This window comes from Streptomyces sp. NPDC003691, assembly GCF_053981115.1.
On record NZ_JBSFNQ010000033.1, the window covers coordinates 61017 to 80447 of the forward strand.

Annotated in this window: 16 protein-coding genes, 1 tRNA gene and 1 pseudogene; 11 read left to right on the forward strand and 7 right to left on the reverse strand. The window is 71.6% G+C overall.

All coding sequences use genetic code 11. From position 1 onward, the window contains the following. Window positions 1–234: 234 nt before the first annotated feature. The 3 genes from ACWDR0_RS17700 to ACWDR0_RS17710 all read left to right on the forward strand — a co-directional run bounded on the left by ACWDR0_RS17700 (window position 235) and on the right by ACWDR0_RS17710 (window position 6773). Window positions 235–3273: an FG-GAP-like repeat-containing protein gene (locus ACWDR0_RS17700; protein ID WP_456352598.1), complete on the forward strand. Its 3039-nt coding sequence runs from the start codon at window positions 235–237 to the stop codon at window positions 3271–3273. 250 nt (window positions 3274–3523) lie between these two features. Next, window positions 3524–6556, forward strand: coding sequence for an FG-GAP-like repeat-containing protein (locus ACWDR0_RS17705; RefSeq protein WP_456352599.1), 3033 nt, complete (start codon window positions 3524–3526; stop codon window positions 6554–6556). 144 nt (window positions 6557–6700) lie between these two features. Beyond that, window positions 6701–6773 (forward strand) — tRNA-Lys (locus tag ACWDR0_RS17710). A gap of 46 nt (window positions 6774–6819) precedes the next feature. On the opposite strand, the gene ACWDR0_RS17715 is transcribed toward ACWDR0_RS17710, so the two are convergent. From ACWDR0_RS17715 to ACWDR0_RS17725, 3 genes are all read right to left on the reverse strand, one after another. Continuing rightward, window positions 6820–6993, reverse strand: a complete 174-nt coding sequence (locus ACWDR0_RS17715; protein WP_456352600.1) for a hypothetical protein — start codon at window positions 6991–6993, stop codon at window positions 6820–6822. Next, complete coding sequence (locus ACWDR0_RS17720) at window positions 6990–7547, reverse strand: flavoprotein (RefSeq protein WP_456352601.1); 558 nt, start codon at window positions 7545–7547, stop codon at window positions 6990–6992. The genes ACWDR0_RS17715 and ACWDR0_RS17720 overlap by 4 nt, the downstream gene beginning before the upstream one ends. Window positions 7548–7710: 163 nt before the next feature. Beyond that, entirely contained in the window at window positions 7711–9054 is a 1344-nt protein-coding gene (locus ACWDR0_RS17725) for a hypothetical protein (protein WP_456352602.1), read from the reverse strand. A 514-nt stretch (window positions 9055–9568) separates the two neighbouring features. Here ACWDR0_RS17725 and ACWDR0_RS17730 point away from each other — a divergent pair. Next, complete coding sequence (locus ACWDR0_RS17730) at window positions 9569–9748, forward strand: hypothetical protein (RefSeq protein ID WP_456352603.1); 180 nt, start codon at window positions 9569–9571, stop codon at window positions 9746–9748. 510 nt (window positions 9749–10258) lie between these two features. On the opposite strand, the gene ACWDR0_RS17735 is transcribed toward ACWDR0_RS17730, so the two are convergent. After that, window positions 10259–10546 carry a hypothetical protein gene (locus ACWDR0_RS17735; protein ID WP_456352604.1) on the reverse strand — a complete coding sequence of 96 codons (288 nt, stop codon included), beginning with the start codon at window positions 10544–10546 and terminating at the stop codon, window positions 10259–10261. Beyond that, window positions 10543–11385, reverse strand: a complete 843-nt coding sequence (locus tag ACWDR0_RS17740; protein ID WP_456352605.1) for a hypothetical protein — start codon at window positions 11383–11385, stop codon at window positions 10543–10545. Before ACWDR0_RS17740 ends, ACWDR0_RS17735 begins: the two co-directional genes overlap by 4 nt. A 194-nt stretch (window positions 11386–11579) precedes the next feature. Between ACWDR0_RS17740 and ACWDR0_RS17745 the strand changes: the two genes are divergently transcribed. Continuing rightward, window positions 11580–12320, forward strand: a complete 741-nt coding sequence (locus ACWDR0_RS17745) for a VOC family protein (RefSeq protein ID WP_456352606.1) — start codon at window positions 11580–11582, stop codon at window positions 12318–12320. A 55-nt stretch (window positions 12321–12375) separates the two neighbouring features. Here ACWDR0_RS17745 and ACWDR0_RS17750 read toward each other — a convergent pair whose 3' ends face one another. Continuing rightward, window positions 12376–12984, reverse strand: a complete 609-nt coding sequence (locus ACWDR0_RS17750; protein WP_456352607.1) for a choice-of-anchor C family protein — start codon at window positions 12982–12984, stop codon at window positions 12376–12378. A gap of 497 nt (window positions 12985–13481) precedes the next feature. Here ACWDR0_RS17750 and ACWDR0_RS17755 point away from each other — a divergent pair, with 497 nt between their 5' ends. Both ACWDR0_RS17755 and ACWDR0_RS17760 read left to right on the forward strand, forming a co-directional pair. Beyond that, window positions 13482–13679: a hypothetical protein gene (locus tag ACWDR0_RS17755; protein ID WP_456352608.1), complete on the forward strand. Its 198-nt coding sequence runs from the start codon at window positions 13482–13484 to the stop codon at window positions 13677–13679. Between the two features lie 105 nt (window positions 13680–13784). Next, window positions 13785–14834, forward strand: coding sequence for a methyltransferase domain-containing protein (locus ACWDR0_RS17760; RefSeq protein WP_456352609.1), 1050 nt, complete (start codon window positions 13785–13787; stop codon window positions 14832–14834). 153 nt (window positions 14835–14987) lie between these two features. Here the strand turns inward: ACWDR0_RS17760 and ACWDR0_RS17765 are convergent, their stop codons facing one another. Then, entirely contained in the window at window positions 14988–15734 is a 747-nt protein-coding gene (locus ACWDR0_RS17765) for an HNH endonuclease family protein (RefSeq protein ID WP_456352610.1), read from the reverse strand. A gap of 165 nt (window positions 15735–15899) precedes the next feature. On the opposite strand from ACWDR0_RS17765, the gene ACWDR0_RS17770 reads away from it, so the two are divergent. The 4 genes and pseudogenes from ACWDR0_RS17770 to ACWDR0_RS17785 form a co-directional block, all read left to right on the forward strand. Beyond that, window positions 15900–16157: a hypothetical protein gene (locus ACWDR0_RS17770; RefSeq protein WP_456352611.1), complete on the forward strand. Its 258-nt coding sequence runs from the start codon at window positions 15900–15902 to the stop codon at window positions 16155–16157. A 252-nt stretch (window positions 16158–16409) separates the two neighbouring features. Then, window positions 16410–16823 (forward strand): YciI family protein, encoded by a 414-nt coding sequence (locus tag ACWDR0_RS17775; protein ID WP_456352612.1) that lies wholly within the window; start codon window positions 16410–16412, stop codon window positions 16821–16823. A gap of 387 nt (window positions 16824–17210) precedes the next feature. Further along, the gene (locus tag ACWDR0_RS17780; protein ID WP_456352613.1) at window positions 17211–18572 is read left to right on the forward strand and encodes an RNA polymerase sigma factor; all 1362 of its coding nucleotides are present in this window, start codon (window positions 17211–17213) and stop codon (window positions 18570–18572) included. 46 nt (window positions 18573–18618) lie between these two features. Beyond that, window positions 18619–19332: pseudogene (locus ACWDR0_RS17785) on the forward strand (MerR family transcriptional regulator); the annotation flags it as partial. Between the last annotated feature and the right edge of the window lie 99 nt (window positions 19333–19431).

Here is a 19431-nt window from a genome sequence, read left to right on the forward strand (position 1 = left end):
CCCGCACCCCGATCAGGGGCGCGGGCCCTGTCCCGTGCTCCCTCGGCATCCCGCCCGTATTGGCTGCTCATAGCAGGTGTCCCGTTGCTACGATGTCGGCCACCCGGGACGGGAGTTCATCGCCGGCAGCGGCCGCATCATGTCCGCTCCTCCCTCACCCCGTGGGCTCACTGATGCAGGACGGATCCGCCGTACCGCCTTTCTCGGTACCGCGGTTCCAGGGGAGGGGAATCCTTGCAGCACCACTACGGCCGGTCCCGTACGGCCATACGCCGCCCGGTAGCGGTGGCTGTCACCGTTGCCTTGGGGGCGGGCCTGGTCACGGCGGTGGCTCCCGCCGCTGCCGTCACCGTGGCACCGGCCACGACTCCGCAGGCCCCGCAGGCGAACACCGCCGGTGAGGCCGTACTGCCGTTGCAGGACCGTCTGACGCCCCGCCGCGTCAAGCTCCACGAAGCGGGGGCCACCGGCTACGCGGCCGAGGTGGAGGGCAGCGGCACGCGGCTCTGGACCGACTATGCGACGGGCGAGACCCGGCCCATCGACAACGCTTGGGGGCATTCCGGACTGCGGAGCCTTCTGACGACGGGCGAGGACGGCACCCAGACCGTCACCATCACCGACCTGGCCACGGACGGGAAGACGGTCTACACCCTGCCCCAGGGCGCCTTTTACAGTCAGGCGCACACCCGTGGCGCGATCGTCGTCTACCGGAAGAACGCCGAAGGCGTCGTCACATCGCTGAGTATTCTGCGGCGGGCCGCCGACGGCACCACCACGGAGACCCCGGTCACCGGTGTGCCGGAGAACAGCACCTCCCTGTCCTCCCATCCGCTGGGACAGACCGAGTACGCGGCGACCATCAACGCCAGGAAGTCCACCAACGAGTACTGGCACCTCGACTACACCACCGCACGGCTCACCAAGCGTCCCGGGCGCTGGGTCGGGAACCAGCCCGGCCTGCACCAGGTGATCACTGACTTCGATCTCGCCGGCAACACGGTCACCACGTTCGACCTGCGCAACCCGGACGCGGCGCCCGTGGTGACGGTGATCCCCGCGCTGTACGGCCCCGAGGAGCGGTCCGGGGCGGTCGCCGTCGTCGGTGACACGATCCTCGTCAGCCGTGCGATCGACCTGTACACCAAGCCCCCCGTGCTCGGCGGGAAGCTCTACGCGGTCCCCATCGGGAACACCGGCGAGACACGCGAACTGCTGCCGTACGCGGTCGACCGGCTGGCGACGGCCCCCGACGGCAGTGTGCTCGTCACGGGCGGCAGTAGCCCCAAGGACTGGGCGGTACGCCGGGTCTCCGCGGCCGAGGACGGCAGCCTCCGGCTGACGACGGTGCGGCAGATCCCCGCGATGCCCGCGACGGTCGACAGCCTCGCGCTCGGCGGCGGCAGGCTCAGCTATGTCGCGCAGACGGAGAGAGAGCAGTGGCGGACTCTCCACAGCCATGACCTCACCGGTTCCGGCACTCCCGTCTTCGGCCCCCGGGACAAGGGATACGAGAGCAGGAACCCGATCGGCGGGGAACTGCACTCCCTCGGTGACGGCCGCAGCGCCTTCGTCACCAGCACCGGAGTTCATGTACCGAACCCGGACGGCCGTCTCACCTCGGTCGATGTGCCTCGCCCGGCCACGCTGAGGGAGGCCGGCGGCCGCTATCTGGTCCTCACCGGCGGCGAAAACCGGCAGCACATCCGCGACGTATATCCGAACGAAGCCGACAGCGCGGCGCTGAACCTCGACACCACGGCCGCTTCGGTCTGGGGCACCACCCTGTGGACGCCGGGCAAGGCGGCCGGGAGTGTGGTCGCGTACGACCTGAAGTCCAAGAAGTCGCAGCCCGAGGTGAAGCTGGGCTCCGGCTGCGTGCCGAACGACCTCCAGGCCGTGGGCCGCTGGCTGTACTGGGCCTGCGGCACCACCGAGGCCGGTGTCTACGACCACACCACGGGCAAGAACATCCCGGTGACGGCCGGGGGGAAGTCGAAGCTCGGCGACGGCTTCGTGGTCCGCCAGGACGGCACCACGCTTCAGCTCACCAACCTCCACACGGGGGTTACGGCTCCGGTCGCCACGATCCCGGCGGATGCCAAGTGGGCGGTCGACAAGTTCGGCGGCCACCTTGCGTACCTGGACGCCGAGCAGGCGATCCGGGTCCGGCAGGTGGATGTGCCGCGCAGCCCGCTCGCCGTCACCGAGTACCGGACCGACACCCACGTCTCGACCCACGAAGTTCACGACGACCGGGTCTGGAACGGGCGCTGGCAGCTCAGCCGCCCGGCCGCTTCCTGGTCCGTGACGGTGAAGAACGCGGTGGGTTCCGTCGTACGCGCCGTGGCGCAGGGCTCCGTACCGCAGAGCGGCGCGCAGCTCACCGCGGTCTGGGACGCGAAGAACACGGCGGGCCGGGCCGTGCCCAACGGCAAGTACGGCATCACCCTGACGGTCGACGGACGGCCGCTGGTCACCAACTGGACCACGCTGCACGACAGCCATGACATGCCCCGGGACTACACGGCCGACGGTGTGCCCGAGGTGGTCACCCGCCTCGGTGCGGACCTCGTCTCGCACCAGGGTCTGGTGAAGACGGCCGCGGGCGGTGCGGTGCAGCGGGTCTCCAAGGGCTGGAAGAACATCACCGCCGTCCTGCCCATGGGGACCCTGGACCACCAGCTCTACGACGACCTCGTGGTCCGGAATACGGCGGGCGAGCTGTGGCGCCACGCGGGCAGCCGGACCGGGCTGCCCGGTCCCACGTCCGCCAGGGTCCGGATCGGTACCGGCTTCGCCGCTTTCGACACGATCCTGCCCGCGGGTGATCTGACCGGTGACGGCCGGGGCGATCTGCTGGCGCGGAAGCCGGACGGGAAGCTGTTCGTCTACGCGATCACCGCGACCGGGACGCTGCGCTCGGCCGGGGTCCTCAGCGGCTCGTTCAAGGGCCTGACGCTGATCGCTCCGGGTGATCTGACCGGCGACCGCCGTGCGGATCTGCTGGCGCGTGACGCGGGTGGTGAACTCTGGCGCTACAACGGCACCGGCAAGGGCACCCTGGGTGCGAAGACCCTGGTCCAGAAGGACTGGGCGGTCACCAGCAAGGCGTTCGCGGGCGTCGGTGACCTCAACAGTGACGGCAACGCGGACCTGGTCTCCCGGGATACCGCGGGCCGTCTGTGGCAGCACCTGGGCACGGGTAAGGGCACGCTGTCCGCCGCGGTCCAGGCGGGTACGGGCTGGCAGCGGTACACCTCCCTGCACTGACCCGCTGAAACAGGGCCCGCACTCCGGACAGGGGCGCGGGTCCTGTTTCGTACCAGCGCACTTTTCCGGCCGTAATAGCTGCTCACGGCACGTATCTCGTTGCTACGATATCGGCCACCCGGGAGGGGAGTTATTCGCCGGCAGCGGCCGCATTACGTCCGCTCCTCCCTCACCCCGTGGGCTCACTGATGCAGGACGGATCCGCTGTGCCGTTGTTCTCCGGTGCGGCGGTTCCAGGGGAGGGGAATCCTTGCAGCACCACAACGGCCGGTCCCGTACGGCCGTCCGCCGCTCCGTGGCTACGGCTGTCACCGTGGCTCTCGGCGCGGGCCTGGTCACGGCGGTGGCACCGGCCGCCACCGCGGCCACTACTCCGCAGGCGGGCACGGCCGGTGAGGCCGTACTGCCGCCGCAGAATCCGGTCCTGCCGGACCAGATCATCCTGCAGGAGGCAGGCCGCACCGGGTACTCGGCTTCACTGCCGGGGAGCAACAGCCGCTTCTGGACCGATTTCGCGACGGGCGCGACCCGGAGCATCGGCAATCAGCTCGGACACTCCGGGCTGTCCGCCGTCCAGACGAAGGCCCCGGACGGCACTTGGGCCGTCGCCGTCACCGACCATGCCACGGGGGAGAGGACCCTCCACAGCCTGCCCGAAGGCGCTTTTTATGCGCAGATGTTCACCCATGACGCGATCGTCGTCTACCGGCGGGGGCCCGAGCAGTACATCGACTCGATGAGCATCCTGCGGCGGGCCGCCGACGGCACCACCGAGGAGATCCCGGTCACCGGTGTCCCGGCGAACAGCAGGTACCTCGGGTACCCAGGGCCCGTCCAGACCGGCTTCGGCGCCGTCTTCGGCATCTCGTCCGGCACCCCGGCGAAGTGGCACCTCGACTTCACCACCGCGCGGCTCACCCGGCTCCCCGAGGCCGGACCGGGCGGCTACCGGCTCGGCCGCCACCAGGTGATCACCGCATACGACCATGTCACCCAGAAGGTCACCACCTTCGACACACGCACACCGGACGCGGCTCCCGTGGTGACCACTCTTCCCGCACCGGAGCACTTCGAGGGCTACTACGCCAAACTCGCGGTCGTCGGCGACACCATCCTGGCCAACCGTGAGGGCTCCTCCTCCCGGGCGCGGACCCACCCCGGGACGAAACTGCTCGCGGTTCCCATCGGCAACACCGGCGAGCCGCGGGAACTGCAGCGGTACGCGACCGGCCCCCTCGCCCCGGCCCCGGACGGGAGCGTGCTCTTCACCGGTGGCAGCGGGCCGAAGGACTGGGCCGTACGCCGGGTCGCCCCGGCCGCCGACGGCACCCCGGAGGTGACCGTCGTACGCGCGATACCGAAGACGGTCGCGGACATTGAGGGCCTCGCCATCGGCGGCGGCCGGCTCAGCTATGTCGTGCACACCGACGGCGCCCCGCTGCGGGCCGTCTACAGCCACGATATTTCCGGTACGGACGACGCCGGTACCCCGGTCGTCGGAGCGCGGCAGGCACCTTCCACGATGCTCAGCCCGATCAGCGGGGAACTGCACTCTCTCGGCGACGGCCGCAGCGCCTTCTCCGGCCAGGGCGGGTACCAGGTCCTCGAGCCGGGCAGCCACGCATCCGCGTATACCTCGCGGAGACCGCCGTCACTGAGCGAGGCCAGCGGCCGGTACCTCATCATGACGGACGGCGACTCCCCCTACCGGCAGTACATCAAGGACGTCCGGGCCTGGAGCTCCGGCGTCGACGCCCACACCCGCTCCACGACTGCCGCTTCTGTCTGGGGCAGCACGCTGTGGACGCCGGGCAAGGCGGCCGGGAGTGTGGTTGCGTACGACCTGAAGTCCAAGAAGTCGCAGCCGGAGCTGAAGCTGGGGTCGGGCTGTGTGCCGAACGACCTTCAGGCCGTGGGCCGCTGGCTGTACTGGGCGTGCGGTACCACCGAGGCGGGTGTGTACGACCTGACCGCGGCCAGGAACACCTCGGTGGCGGCGGGCGGCAGGACGAAGCTGGGTGACGGCTTCGTGGTCCGTGAGAGCGGCGGCGAGCTGGAGCTCACCAACCTCCACACCGGCACCACGACCCCCGTTGCCACCCTTCCCGCGAACGCGAAGTGGGCGGTCGACAAGTTCGGCGGCCATCTCGCGTACGTGGACGCGGGGCAGGCGATCCGGGTCCGTACGGTGGACGTGCCGCGCAGTCCGCTGACGGTCGTCGAGTCCGAGGGAGACTCCTCCCGGACACACTATGAACCCAGTTACCGCAGATGGGATGGGCGCTGGCAGCTCAGCCGCCCGGCGACCTCCTGGTCCGTCACCATCAAGGACGCGGCGGGCACCGTCGTACGGACCCTGGCACAGGGCTCCGTACAGCAGACCGGCGCCCGGCTCACGGCCGCGTGGGATACGAAGGACGCGGACGGCCGGGCCGTGCGCAACGGCACGTACAGGGCGACCCTGACCATCGAAGGCCAGGAGGCATCCAGCGAGTGGGTCACCGTGTCCGGTGGCCCGGATGTGCCGCGCGACTACAACGCGGACGGTATTCCCGAGGTGGTCACCCGCCTCGGCGCGGACCTCACCGCGCACCAGGGTCTGGTGAAGACCGCCACGGGCGGCACCGTGCAGCGGACCTCCAAGGGCTGGAAGGACATCACCGCCGTCCTGCCCATGGGCGATATGAACAACCAGGGCTGTGACGACCTGGTGGTCCGCAATACCAAGGGCGAACTGTGGCGGCATGAGGGGACGTGTGCCGGGCTGCCCGGCCCCACGTCCGTCAGGGTCCGGATCGGCACCGGCTTCGCCGCTTTCGACACGATCCTGCCCGCGGGTGATCTGACCGGGGACGGTCACGGTGATCTGCTGGCCCGGAAGCCGGACGGCAAGCTGTTCGTCTACGCGGTCACCCCGACCGGGACGCTGCGTTCCGCGGGGACTCCCAGCGGCTCCTTCAAGGGCCTCACCCTGATCGCCCCGGGCGACCTGACCGGTGACGGTCACGGTGACCTGTTGGCCCGGGACGCGGGTGGCGAACTGTGGCGCTACAACGGCACCGGCAAGGGCACCCTGGGCGCGAAGACCCTGCTCTACAAGGACTGGGCGTTGACGCGGAAGGTGTTCGCGGGCGCCGGTGACCTCAACGGTGACGGCCGCGCCGACCTGCTTTCGCGCGACACGGCGGGCCGCCTCTGGCAGAACCTGGCCACCGAAGCGGGCACCCTGGGCGCAAGCACCCAGGTCGGCACCGGCTGGCAGCGCTACACCTCCCTGCACTGACCTCCGCAGCCGTCGCCGGGGGAGCCGCCCGCACCCCCGGCGTCGGCCGGAAGAGGCTGCTTTGGCCGACGCCACACCGCTACCACGGGATACCCGATCGGCTCCCGCTCACGGTCGGGCTATGCTCAGGTGTGGTTCGGCCGAGGGCCGCTAGCTCAATTGGCAGAGCAGCGGACTTTTAATCCGTTGGTTGTGGGTTCGAGTCCCACGCGGCCTACCGAGTGCGGGGGCGGGCATCAGCCCGTGACCTGCGACGAAGCGCCTCACCAGGCATCAGCCTGGTGAGGCGCTTCGTCGTCGATGGGCCCCTGCACGAGCGGATGCTCCGAGACCGTCCCGGGGCGGAGCCGTGTGCTGTCCTCCCGGGTGAAGACCCCGCCGGTCTCGTTCCCGGTCGGGCCCGACGCGGCTGGCTTCTCCTGCTGCTGGTTGATCATCCCGCCAGGGGCACCTCGGGAGTGAGCAGCTCCAAGGCTTCCTCCCAGCGGAAGCGGTCCGCGCCGCCGCCGGTCTTCGGCTGGTGGGGCTCGTACGAACCGACCAGGACGCCCATCCTGCGCAACCTGTCCAAGCTCTGGTCGTACGCGGGGTGGGCGGCCTGGGCGGAGTTCAGGTACGGCAGGACGGCGGTGGGGATACCGAAGCCGTGCGCCTCGCAGAGGATGCCGAGTGCCAGCGTGTCGGAGATTCCTGTGGCCCACTTGTTGATCGTGTTGAAGGTGGCCGGCGCGACCGCGATGGCGTCGGCGGGCGGCAGCGGGCGTGGGTCGCCCGGGAGGCGCCAGGCGGAGCGGATGGGGTAGCCGGTCTGCTCCTCGACGGCGGGCGCGTCGAGGAAACCGAGACCCTGCGGGGTGGCGACGACGCCGACCTCCCAGTTCGCCTCCTGAGCCGCGGTGATCAGCCTGCCGACGTCACCGGCGATCCCGGCCGCGCACACCACGACGTACAGAAAGGGCTTCTTGATCTCCTGGTCGGGCTGATCGCTCACGCGGGGACTCCCAGTCGGCGGCTGAAGTGGTGCAGTTTCGGCAGAGCGGCGTAGTAGCGGGGGCGTCGGCCACGTGCGACTTGGGAAGGCGGCAGAGGCGCACTCCCGCTCCGCCATAGCGATGCCACGACGGTCCGATCAGCCCCGATCGGGAACGCGCCCGTCAGACTCCCTTCAGCTCCGCGACGCTCCGCGCTCTCATTTCCAGCTCTCGTACGCCGCTCACCGTGCGATAACCCGGCAGCGAGCGGCGCAGCGTGCGCAGATGCTCGTCACCGCGGGCGGACGAGATCTTCGTGTACTCGCCCAGGAACTCGGCCCAGGTGGCGCAGGCTGCCTCGACGTGTCGCATCTTGAGCTGACGTTCGGCCATCACACCGAGGCAGTGGAGTCGGCCCTGTCGTTCCAGGGGGGAACGCGCCGCGTTGGAGCGGCGCAGGGCGGCGATTGATGCGGCCTTGTCGCCGAGGTGCCAGTGGACATGTGCCTCGTGGAAGAAATAGGCGGCCTGGTCGTAGCCACCGACGGCGTCCCGGTGGTCGTCGGCCCGGGAGAGTGCGCTCTCCGTCTCGCGGAGACGGGTCCGGGCCGCCTGGCGGTCGCCGGTCATTGCCGCGGATGCCGCCTGCTGCCCCCGGAGGAAGGCGAGAAGACGGGGGCCTGCGGAAGGGGCTGCCTCGGCGGCCGCATCCGCCAGGCGGAGGGCCGAGGTCCCGTATCCGAGATGGCTGGCCTGAAGACTCATGCCCCGGAGGGTGCGGCAGTAGGTGACGTGGTCGTCGGCGGCACCCGCGAGTTCCAGGGCTTTCAGGTAGTACTGCTGCCCGAGGCCCTGTTCGTTCTCGTACATGGCCATCCAGCCCGTGAGGTAGACGAGGTCGGCCGCCGCCGACCGCATCTCGCGCCGTGCCCGCTCGCTGCCCGAAGCACGCAGGTACGGGCCGACGGTGTTGGTGATGAACGCCGCCGCCATAGGGCGTGCGTGCCCGGCCCCCACCTGGTCGAGGATGTCGGCGATCCTGGTCGTCATCGTGCGCACGGTCTCTGCGTCACTCGCCCCGACTTGCACGGTTCGGCCGGTTCTGGCGGCTTCGGCCCGCCCGGCGATCTCGGCGAACGCCGGTACCGCGAGTGCTGACGCGTACATACCGGTCCGCAGCACTCCGCGCCTGGAAGGGTCCATGTCCGTTCGGCTCAAGTGGATCACTCCCGCCACGATGTCCCTTTCCCCGGCCGAGTCGGTCTGCGGCGCGGGCCAGCCGACCTCTGCGCACGTCACCGTGCGTCCGATCAACCGCGAGAGTGCCTCGGTGATCGCGGGTCGCGCCTGTGATCTGGGGACCGATCCGGCCAGCCAGTGGGACACGCTGGTCTTGTCGTAATTGAGGGCGACGCCGAGTTCCCGGCCCACTGCGTTGGCCCGGCGGGCGAGCTGCGCGTTCCCGAGTCCTTGTGTCCGCATGAGGTCGCCGAGCGCTGTGTTCGGTGTGCGTGACCGTTGTGTCATCCCGACCCCCGAGGGCGTTCAACCAGTTCAACCGTCGCTCCACTCTGACGCCTTACGCATTGTCACGTAAAGGAGTTGGGTGGTTACAGGCCATCCGGCGGGTGAGGGCGAGTGGGAAACGGCTTTGCGCCCGGGGGTGGTTGTCGGAAGCGCCCCGGCGGCCGTGTAGCGACGCCCGCCGGGGCCGGACCAACCAGCTTGTACAGGAGCTGATCAGCCTTATGCGCGATGGTAACGCCGATTTCCCGGACTCCCCGGTCCCCGCCGATCCGGTTCCGTTGCCCCCGTCCGGCCCGGAGAAAGGGAACAGGCCCTTCCCGGATCGCAGGGAGCTGAACCGAAACCGGGCAGAGGTCCCCCGGCTTCCCGGCCGGAAGGCCATGGAGAGTTGGGGCGTGGTCCTGAGCGACGGGCCCGCCGAGCCGACCCCGATTCGTTCTGCCCTGACCTGGCCCCCGTGCCGGTGCGGACACCCTTCTTGTCCGGACGGCCGCTCCGACTCCGAGGACCAGAGGTGACCGGCCCGTCAGTACCCGATGGCCGGCTGGAGTTCTGCGTGTACTGCGACCGGCCCGTGGAGCCGTTGGAGGAGAACCTGGTGATGCTCGGCTTCTCCGCTTCCGGGGCACGGCCTTCTCTCTACGCGCATCCGGAGTGCCCACGTCAGCGGCGGCGCGATGTGGCCGCCCGCTGAGAGAAGCGGTCGCGGGCGCCTCTCCCGTAGGCGGAAACCCGGTCCCGGGCCGGGTTCCCGTACGACGCTTCGGCGACCGCTCGTCCCGGTCCACCGGCCCAACCGATGCGCTTGACGAGAAGGAGCTGATCCGACGTATGCGGAACCACACTGCTGCCGCCCTCGCCCGGTGGCTGTCCACCACCCGGTACAGGTTTTACCCTGCCCGGCCGACCGCCGTTTGTGTGTCTCGGGCAGGGTCTGCACGGATGGGGATCCGATGACCCTCGAAGGGCTGCTCGCGCCGCCCCCCGAACCTGTCGTCGTCCCATGCGATGTTTGCGGCCGTGCCACGAACGCGCCCGTCGAAGTGCGGCCGGGGCGGATCACCTGCCCCGACCACATTCTTGAAGCGTACGAACCCGCTCCACCTCGCATTCGGTGAGTGGTGGGAGTCCGGTGTCTCGGTACGCCTCGACGACAATCGGGCCCGGCTGCCTCGCCGGGCCCGCTCGCTGTCCGCGCGCCCGGTCACACCAGCGGCACGTCCCCCACCGGCAGCAGCTCGACCACCGCCCCGGACGCCTCCAGCAGCGGCGCCGCCGCGGTGCGCCGGGGGTCCGAGCGGAAGGCGGTGAGGGCCTCCTCGGCGGGGAAGCTCACGATATGGGCCTCGACCCGGCCGTCCGGGGTGCGCAGGCGGCGTTCCAGGTGGCCACCGTGGGCGGCGAGCATCGGCAGTACGGCGTTCTCGTAGGCCTCGAACGCGGGCAGGCCGCCCTCCGGGAGCCTGGCGAGCAGCAGATAGGTGACGGTCATGCGCTGCCGTTCCCGGGCGCCTCGGACGCGGGCAGGCGGAAGACGGCGCACGACGCCTGGCCCTCGCCGAACTCCCAGCCCGTCACCGGGTGATGGCCGGGACGGGCGGCGAGCTGCTCGAATTCGACGGGGGTGGTGCCGGGGCCCAGGAAGTACGCGCCGTCGCAGCGGGCGTCCTCTTCCCCGAGGGAGAGCATCCGGAGGTGGTCGCGGAGCCGGGGGTCGGGGATACGGCTCAGCCGTTCCTCCCACTCCGGGGCCACCTCCACGCCCTCCTCGAATGCCGCGAGGGTGTCGGGGCCGCCCGTGGTGCAGGTGGCGGCGCGCATCGCGTCGAAGAGGGTGCCGTCGGTGCCGATCCGCAGCAGCAGCCGCACCATGCCCGTCAGTTCTTCGCCGTCGACCTCCGCCAACTCCTCGGCGTGGGCGGCGAGGACCCGGGCGAAGTCCGTGCCGGACACGGCCCGCTCCGATTCCCCGGCGGTCACCGAGACCGCCCTCAGTGCCGTACCGAGCGCCCCGCCGAACCCTCCTTCGGTGTCGAACGCGGCCTCGTCGAAGAGCCAGAGCGACCGTCCGAGGTCGAGGGGCCCTCCGGCCGGGTTGAACGGAGCGTCGTCCTCGTCCAGGGGCTCCCCGGGGAGCAGTTCGCCGCGGACGACCGACTCCGGGTCCGGTGTGCCGGCGAGCAGGCCGTCGAGGATGTCGTGCTGTTGCAGGTCGTCCCAGTAGTAGAGGGCGTATTCGTCCTCCCCGGGGAAGTCGCCGAGCGGCCGGCCCAGCAGGATCTCGAAGGCGCTCGCCAGCTCGGCCTGCCAGGTTGCGGGGACGGTGGTCACAGGTGCTCCTCGTACGACGTACTCGACTCGACTCGACAGGGACGGCAGGAAACGAACGGATGGGGACAGCAGTGTGTTTAGCAGTGCAGGGGGCCGGTCGCCGGGGAAACGGGCAACTCGTGATGGCCCCGCGCGGCCCCGGCCGGATGCCTAGGCTGCGAGGCGGAGGAAGCATCGGGTGAGGGGAGCACGGCGTGATCCGCTGGATGTATGTGTTCGTGGACCGGCCGCGGGAGCGGTTCGAGGCCGCCGCGGCGTTCTGGACCGCGGTCACCGGAACCGGACTCTCCCCGCGCAGAGGTGAGTACGGGGAGTTCGCGACCCTGCTGCCGGATCCGGCCGTCGCCGACCCGTATGTGAAGGTCCAGGGGCTGGGTGCCCGGGACGACGGGCTGCGCGGGGCGCATCTCGACTTCGCCGTCGACGACGTGTCGGGGTTCGCGGCGCGGGCCGTCGCCGCGGGGGCCGATATCGTCGTCGAGTACGGCGACTACGTGGTGCTGGCATCCCCGGCGGGCCAGGCGTTCTGCGCGGTGCCCTGGCAGGGCGAGTCGCGGCGGCCGGACATGTACGCCGGTATCCGGCTGGACCAGGTCTGTGTGGACATCCCGCCGGACGCGTACGAGAAGGAGAGCGCCTTCTGGAGCGCGCTCACGGGCTGGCCGCTGCTGCACGCGCCGCGCTCCGAGTACCGCGCCGTACAGGGGCCCGCGGGGCTGCCGCTGCGGATCCTGCTCCAGCGGCTGGACGAACCGCGCCCGGCCGGGGCCCATCTCGACTTCTCGGCCGCGGACCGGGCCGCCGCCACCGCCGCGCACGAGCGGCTGGGGGCGGCCGTGGTCGAGGTGGCCGAGCACTGGACGGTCCTGCGCGATCCGGCCGGCGGGCTGTACTGCCTCACCGACCGCGATCCGGCCACCAGCCTGGCGGAGTGAACGGGTCCGGGCCCCGCACGGTGCGTGCGGGGCCCGGACCGGCCGGCGGCGACGTTCAGCAGCCCGACGAACAGCCGCAGCAGGCCGCCTTGACCTGGATGTTGTCCAGCACCGGGCCGTGCGCGCCCGCGACGGTGCTGGTGAAGGCGAGCGTCGTCGCCGCGGCCGAGGCGACAAAGGTGAACTGGCGGTTCACATAGCCCATGCTGGGCCGGGTCTTGCCGGTGATGTCGAAGGAGAAGTCCTGGAAGACCTGGCCGTCGATCAGGGCCCGGCCCGTCTTCACGATCGGCTGGGACGCGCCGTCGATATTGCCGGCCAGCGAGTAGCTGACGGAGTACGTCACCCCGGGTGCGGTGGTGAAGGTCTGGGCGATCGTGCCCGCGGCACCTCCGTTGAGGTCGAGGGACTGGTTCCCCTCCGCCGCCTGCCAGAAGCCGTCGTCGATCAGATCGACCGAACCGGCCGTCACCCGCCACGGGCCGAGGGACTGGCCGGCGGTATGGGTACTGAACGAGTTCGCGGGGGCGAGCGGATACTCGAAACTGCCGTTGTCGAACCGGCTGAGCGCCGCGGCCTGGGCGGGCACGGCGAGGACGGCGCAGGTCGCGGCGAGGGCGAGGGCCCCGGCGACGGCGGTGGTGCTGGCACGCAAGGCAGACATGGAACCTCCGTGAATACGGATCGGGTACGTGTCGGACAGGTGTCGGTACGCGTTGGACCGGGCCCCGCGAACCGGCCCGGCGGGCATATTTCCCGCCCGACGAATTTCCCGTTGATCTGCCCGGACGCCAACCCCGGAGCGGCAGCGCACTTTGGCTCGAAGCGATTGAACGGTGCCCCCGGGCGCCGGTTTGGGGCCGGTCGCGCATTCGCTTGCGCTACCCCGTACCCGCAGGTCGTGAAGGGTTTCGGGGGCTTTCGGGATTTCCCTGTGCCGAATCGGATGGATATTTGGACGGGGAAACGATCCTGCGGTGGGGGGTGGATTCCGGGATTATTTCGAGCCCGGCGAGATCTGAAGGAGACGACCTGGCCAGGTGCTTCGGTTGCGCCTTCGGCTCCACCTCTTGAAGACTGCCTGCGCCGGCTTTCCTCTGGTGGCAGGCATTCGGCCAGTGCTATGCACCTTTTGTGCCCTCATGTGCCGTAGGAGAAATCATGAGCAAGTGGACATCCCACGGAGCCGTTGCCGCGGGTGCGGTACTGCTCGGCCTTTCCCTGTCCGAGGTCCTTGCGTCCCCTTATTCGATCTTCGCCGTCCTCGCTGGAACCGGCCTGCTCGTCGACGGGGTGCGAAGGATCTGTCAGCTCCGACGCCCCCAGGGTGCCCAGGACTCCGGGAACCTGCGTGGTTGATCATGCGGCTGCCGTCTCCCGGGAGGCGCCCTCTCGACGGACCGTGAACCGCGCTCCGAAGAATGCCTCGCGCTGCGTACTACGTCATGTGTACTATCCGGCGGCATGCGAACCCATGACGCCCAGACCCTCGTTCTGACCGCGCTCACCGAGGGGCCCCTGCACGGCTACGCCGTCAACTCCGCCGTCGAGAAGCTCTCCGGTGCCCGGCTCGGCGCGGGCAGTCTCTACGGGGCGCTCGCCAGACTGGAGCAGAAGGGGCTGGTGGAAGCTCTGGAGGCGGCGGGCCGCCAGCGGCCGTACCGGATCACCGGCCGGGGCCGGGAGGTGCTGGCGCGCGAGGCGCGGACCATGGAGCGGGTCAGCGGGCAGATCCTGGAGACCGTGGCCCCCGACGAGGTGCACTATCTCGACCGGGTGGCCGCGACCGGTGCCGGCCGGACGTACAAGCACGTGTCCCGGTACGAACTCCGGGCCGGAGCCGGGCACACCGTCCTCGACCTCGGCTGCGGGCCCGGTACGGATCTGGCCGCCCTCGCCGGGTGCGTCGGGCCCGGGGGCGCGGTGATCGGGATCGACGCGAGCCGCGAGATGGTGGAGCTGGCGCGGGAGCGGACCGCCGGGCTCGGCACGGTCGACGTACGGCTCGGGGACATCCACCGGCTGCCGCTGCCGGACGCCTCCGCCGACCGGGCCCGTACCGACCGGGTCCTCCAGCACGTCGACGACCCGGCGGCCGTCCTCGCCGAGGTCCGGCGCGTCCTGCGGCCCGGCGGGCGGCTGGTGATGGCCGAACCCGACTGGGACTCCCTGGCGATCGACCACCCGGACCTGGACATCGCCCGCGCCTGGACCCGGCACATCACCGACCGGATCGTCCGCAACGGTGTGCTCGGGCGGCAGCTTCCGCGGCTCGCGGAGGAGGCGGGCTTCGCCGTACCGGCCACGACCGCGGTGACGTCCGTCTGGCGGGACGTCGGCGCCGCCGACGAGATCCTCGGCTTCCGGCGGAACACCGAACGGGCCGTCACCGCCGGATATCTGACCGGGGAACAGGGGCGGAGCCTGCTCGCCGCACTCACCTCCGGCGGACACTTCCTGGCCTCGGTGACGCTGTACGTGGTCGTGGCCGAGGTGCCGGAGGCGCGGCGCTGACCGACGGGCGGCGCCGACGAGAGCGTGCGGGGTGACTGAGCCGGGACGTCCGGCGGGGTCCGCGGGGTGCGGGTGCGGCCCGGCGGGGTCCGGTGGAGGGCGTACGGGTGCGCGGCCCGGTCACCGGTCGGCGGCCGGGCCCGCGCCCGGTGCCTACGGCGCCGGTTCGTACGTCACATGGTCACCCGTGCAGTCCGCCGCCAGCTCGTAGAGCCGGGTCTGTTCCGTCGTGTCGACGGTCAGGCCCCAGCGGAGCTTGGTGGCCAGCCACTCCGAGGTGTAGCGGCAGATGGCGTCGGAGGCGGGCGGCAGCCACTGTGCCGGGTCCTGGTCGGCCTTGGAGCGGTTGGACCTGGCGGTGACGGCGACCAGGGAGGCGGCCTGGCCCTGGTCGTTGGCGTACGCCTCGCGGCGGGCGGCGGTCCAGTCGTCCGCGCCCGAGTCCCAGGCCTCGGCGAGCGGAACCATATGGTCGATGTCGAGCGCGGCGGCGGAGGTGACGGTGGTGTCGTCGTAGTACGACCACCACTCGCCGCCGGTCAGGGCGCAGCGCGCGCCCACGGTCGGGGCGATGACGGCCTCCGAGATCAGCACCTCGTTACGGGTGTTGCAGCCGTCGGGCTTCAGGCCCCCGTTCCAGTGCTTGAAGGAGTCCCGCTGGTAGCCGGTCCGGTCCTCGTCGGCGACGGTCAGATCGTTGACGGCGAGCAGGATCGGCACGGTGACGGGCGCGGCGGCCCGGGCGCCGGGGGCCGGGGCGCCCGCCGGGGTGCTTGCCGGGGCGGTCGCGGGGGCGGTCGCGGGGGCGGGCTCCGCGGCGGCACCTGCGGGGGTGGTGACGGCGAGCGGAACCAGGGCGAGAGCGGCGGCCGTTGCGGCGCGCTTCAGATGCTTGATCACGTCAACCTGAGTACGTGTCGTTCACCCTCGCGCGGTGCGATGAATCGGCCCGCTGGGCCGGACGGCGGAGCCCGTTCACCGGGGAAACGTTTCTGTGAACCGGCCGCCGGGCGCCCCCGGAAGTCCGGGGCGTGACCCGCCGTGCCGTGGGCGCGTTGTCCCGGCATGACCAAGACCCAGCGCATCCTCGCCGCCGTCGCCCTCGCCGCCGGTGCCTCCGCCCTCTCCGTGACCGGCGCCTCCGCCAACGGACACCACACCGGTGCGCAGGCGCCGCAGGGCGCGATGTCCCTCACCGACGGGGTGGACGCCATCAACGGCGGCATCAAGGACCTGAACCAGCTCAACCAGCTGATGGAGATCCCGAACCACCTGGCCCCGATCCTCGACCCGGTCGCCCAGGTCGCGGGCGCCATCCAGTAGCGGCGGCGGGGCCGGGCGCGTTCCCGGCCCCGGCCTGCGGCGTTCCGGCCCGCGCGGAGGTCCCCGGAGGAGTTCTCCGGGGACCTCCGGTGCGTCCGGAGGATTCCTCCGGAAAAAACTTCCGGGAATTTCCGCCGCCGCTGTCGAGAACCCCGCTCCGGCTCCGACGTCCCCTGTGAAAGTTGCCCGGGAAGGGCAGAGGCGGGACAACCGCCCGAGGAACGGCGTCACCGACAGAGGGATGTGGAGACCATGAAGTACATGATTCTGATCCAGGGCAACCAGGCTTCCTACGACGCGATGGCGGGCAAGGCATCGCCGGGCAACCCGGCGTGGAGCGAGGAGCAGCTCGCCGCGATGTTCGCGCACATGGGCGCCATCGCCGACGACCTCGCCGAGTCGGGCGAGCTGGTGGACGGCAACGGGCTCGCCGAGCCCGGACAGGCGCGCAGTGTTCTGGCGGGCCCCGACGGCAAGCCGGTGATCACGGACGGGCCGTACGGCGAGACCAAGGAGGTGCTCGCGGGCTACTGGCTGGTGGACGTCGCGAGCCTGGAGCGGGCGACCGAGATCGCGGCCCGGGTCGTCGCCTGCCCCGAGCCGGAGGGCACCGCGCCCCTGCCGGTCGTGATCCACCCCATCGCCGAGGCCCCGGCGGGCGCCTGACCCGCGCTAGCGGGCGCGGCCGGTGTGGGGTTACCGGTGCCACCGGTGCCGGTTCCGGCAGGCGGCCGGTCACCTGCCCGCTTCCTGCCGGGACCGTTCCGCGGCGACCGGGAGGGACCCGGCCCGCGCACCTGCCGGTGCCGTGCGGTACTTCCCCGCCCGCGGACCCGGCAGGTGCGGACGGCCGGGTAAGGGTACGGGCCCGGCCTTCCGGACCGGATGTCCCGGGCCACCGGACCCGACGCCCCGGCTCCTCGGGCCCGCCCCGCCCCCGGCCCCGCGGGCTCACCTCGGTGGCCCGCCCCGGCCCCGGCATCCCGGCCCCGGCATCCCGGCTCCCCGGCTGGGCCCGGCGACTCGCCCGAGGGGCGTGATACGTACAGCGGCATGAGCCGTAGCCGTACGCACGCCGATACCGATACCGACACCACCGATACCGGCAACGATGCCGCCGCCCCTGCCGCGCCCGCTGCCGATGCCGGCTCCACTGCCCGGTCCGGTGCCGGTGCCGATACCGGTGCCGGGCCCGGCACCGTGGACGGGCTGCTGCGCCTGCACGCCCCGCAGGTGCTCGGCGCGCTCGTCCGCCGGTACGGGCACTTCGACCTCGCCGAGGACTCCGTCCAGGAAGCGTTGCTCGCCGCGGCCCGGCAGTGGCCCGGCGAGGGCGTGCCCGCCAATCCGCGCGGCTGGCTGATCAAAGTCGGCGCACGGCGGCTGACCGACCTGCTGCGCGCCGAGGAGGCCCGGCGCCGCAGGGAGGAGAGCGCCGCGAACCTCGCGCCGCGCGACACCTTCACCGCACCGCCGCCCGGGGAGGACCGCGCCCCCAGCGACGACGACACCCTCACCCTCCTCTTCCTCTGCTGCCACCCCGATCTCACGCCCGCCGCGCAGATCGCGCTGACCCTGCGGGCCGTCGGTGGGCTGACCACCGCCGAGATCGCCCGGGCCCATCTGGTGCCCGAGGCGACCATGGCGCAGCGCGTCAGCCGGGCCAAGCAGCGGATCAAGGGGCTGCCGTTCGTGCCGCCCGGGGCCGAGGACCGGGACCAGCGGCTCGCCGCCGTACTGGAAGTGCTCTACCTGATCTTCAACGAGGGCTACACCGCCTCGTCGGGGGAGCGCCTCCACCGATCCGACCTGGCGAGGGAAGCGATCCGGCTGACCCGCCGGGTCCATCTGCTGCTGCCCCGCGAGGGCGCCGTCACCGGGCTGCTGGCGCTGATGCTGCTCACCGAGGCACGGACCCCCGCGCGCAGCGGCCCGGACGGTGAGCTGGTCCCGCTGGACGAGCAGGACCGGACGCTCTGGGACCGTACGGCGATCGCCGAGGGCACCGCCCTGGTGGAAGCGGCCCTCGGCCAGGGACCGCCCGGGGTCTACCAGCTCCAGGCCGCCGTCGCCGCGCTCCACGACGAGGCGGCGCGCGGCGAGGACACCGACTGGCCGCAGATCCTCGCGCTCTACGACCTCCTCGTCGCCCGCGCCCCCGAGCCGATGGCCCGGCTGGGGCGGGCGGTCGCGGTGGCCCGGGTGCACGGGCCCGGGGCCGGTCTCGCGGCGGTGGCGGAGCTGGCGGACGGGCTCGCCGGGCACCACCGGCTCGACGCGGTCCGGGCGCATCTGCTGGAGGAGGCGGGGGAGACGGCCGCGGCCCGGGAGGCGTACGAACGGGCGGCCGGGGCCACCCTCAGCGCACCCGAGGCCCGCTATCTGCGGTCCCGCGCCGCCCGGCTTGCCCCCTGATAGCCGGGTTGACCTTTACGTAACGTCAACTCCTACCGTTCGGTTCATGGAGTGGTCGATCCAAGAGGTCTCCCGGCGCGCCGGGACGACCAGCCGCACCCTGCGGCACTACGCGGACATCGGGCTGCTGGCACCCCTGCGGGTCGGGGCCAACGGCTACCGCTACTACGGGCCGGAGCAGCTGGTGCGGCTCCAGCGCATCCTGCTCCTGCGCGAGCTGGGGCTCGGGCTGCCGGCCATCGCCGATGTGCTGGCGGGCCAGCGGGACACGGCCGCGGCGCTCCGGGCCCATCTGGAGCTGCTGGAGCTGGAGCGGGACCGGCTCGCCCGCCGGATCGCGTCCGTACGGACGACTCTCCGCAAGACCGAGGAAGGGGAGGAACTGATGCCGGAAGACGTACTCGACGGCTTCGACAACAGCCGGTACGAGCAGGAGGTCACGGAGCGCTGGGGCGGGGACGCCTGGCGCGACAGCAACCGGCGGTGGCAGCAGCTCGGCGAGGAGGAGCGCCGGGCGCATCTGCTGGACCACGAGACGATCGCCCGGGACTACGCCCGGGCCCTGAGGGAGGGCGCCGGGCCCGGGGACGAGGCCGTCCAGGCGGTCACCCGGCGGATGTACGCCTGGCAGTCGCTGATGACGGCGCCCTCGAAGTCCCACTTCATCGGGCTGGGGGAGATGTTCGCCTCGGACCGTCGCTTCGGCGACAACTACGACAAGTACGGGGAGGGGACGGCGGCCTTCGTCCGGGACGCGATGCGGGCCTCGGGCGGGGCATCGTGCTCCCCGCCGGGCAGGGCCTGCCACGGCGCGAGCCGGTGCCGGTCCCCCCAGGTGTCCTCGGGGCGCCCGGCGCGG

Coding starts and splice junctions, on each gene's coding strand:
- ACWDR0_RS17755 (WP_456352608.1), top strand. CDS start 13,482: ATGAGCAAGTGGACATCCCACGGAGCCGTTGCCGCGGGTGCGGTACTG.
- ACWDR0_RS17750 (WP_456352607.1), bottom strand. CDS start 12,984: ATGTCTGCCTTGCGTGCCAGCACCACCGCCGTCGCCGGGGCCCTCGCC.
- ACWDR0_RS17770 (WP_456352611.1), top strand. CDS start 15,900: ATGACCAAGACCCAGCGCATCCTCGCCGCCGTCGCCCTCGCCGCCGGT.
- ACWDR0_RS17775 (WP_456352612.1), top strand. CDS start 16,410: ATGAAGTACATGATTCTGATCCAGGGCAACCAGGCTTCCTACGACGCG.
- ACWDR0_RS17735 (WP_456352604.1), bottom strand. CDS start 10,546: ATGACCGTCACCTATCTGCTGCTCGCCAGGCTCCCGGAGGGCGGCCTG.
- ACWDR0_RS17725 (WP_456352602.1), bottom strand. CDS start 9,054: ATGACACAACGGTCACGCACACCGAACACAGCGCTCGGCGACCTCATG.
- ACWDR0_RS17780 (WP_456352613.1), top strand. CDS start 17,211: ATGAGCCGTAGCCGTACGCACGCCGATACCGATACCGACACCACCGAT.
- ACWDR0_RS17760 (WP_456352609.1), top strand. CDS start 13,785: ATGCGAACCCATGACGCCCAGACCCTCGTTCTGACCGCGCTCACCGAG.
- ACWDR0_RS17715 (WP_456352600.1), bottom strand. CDS start 6,993: ATGATCAACCAGCAGCAGGAGAAGCCAGCCGCGTCGGGCCCGACCGGG.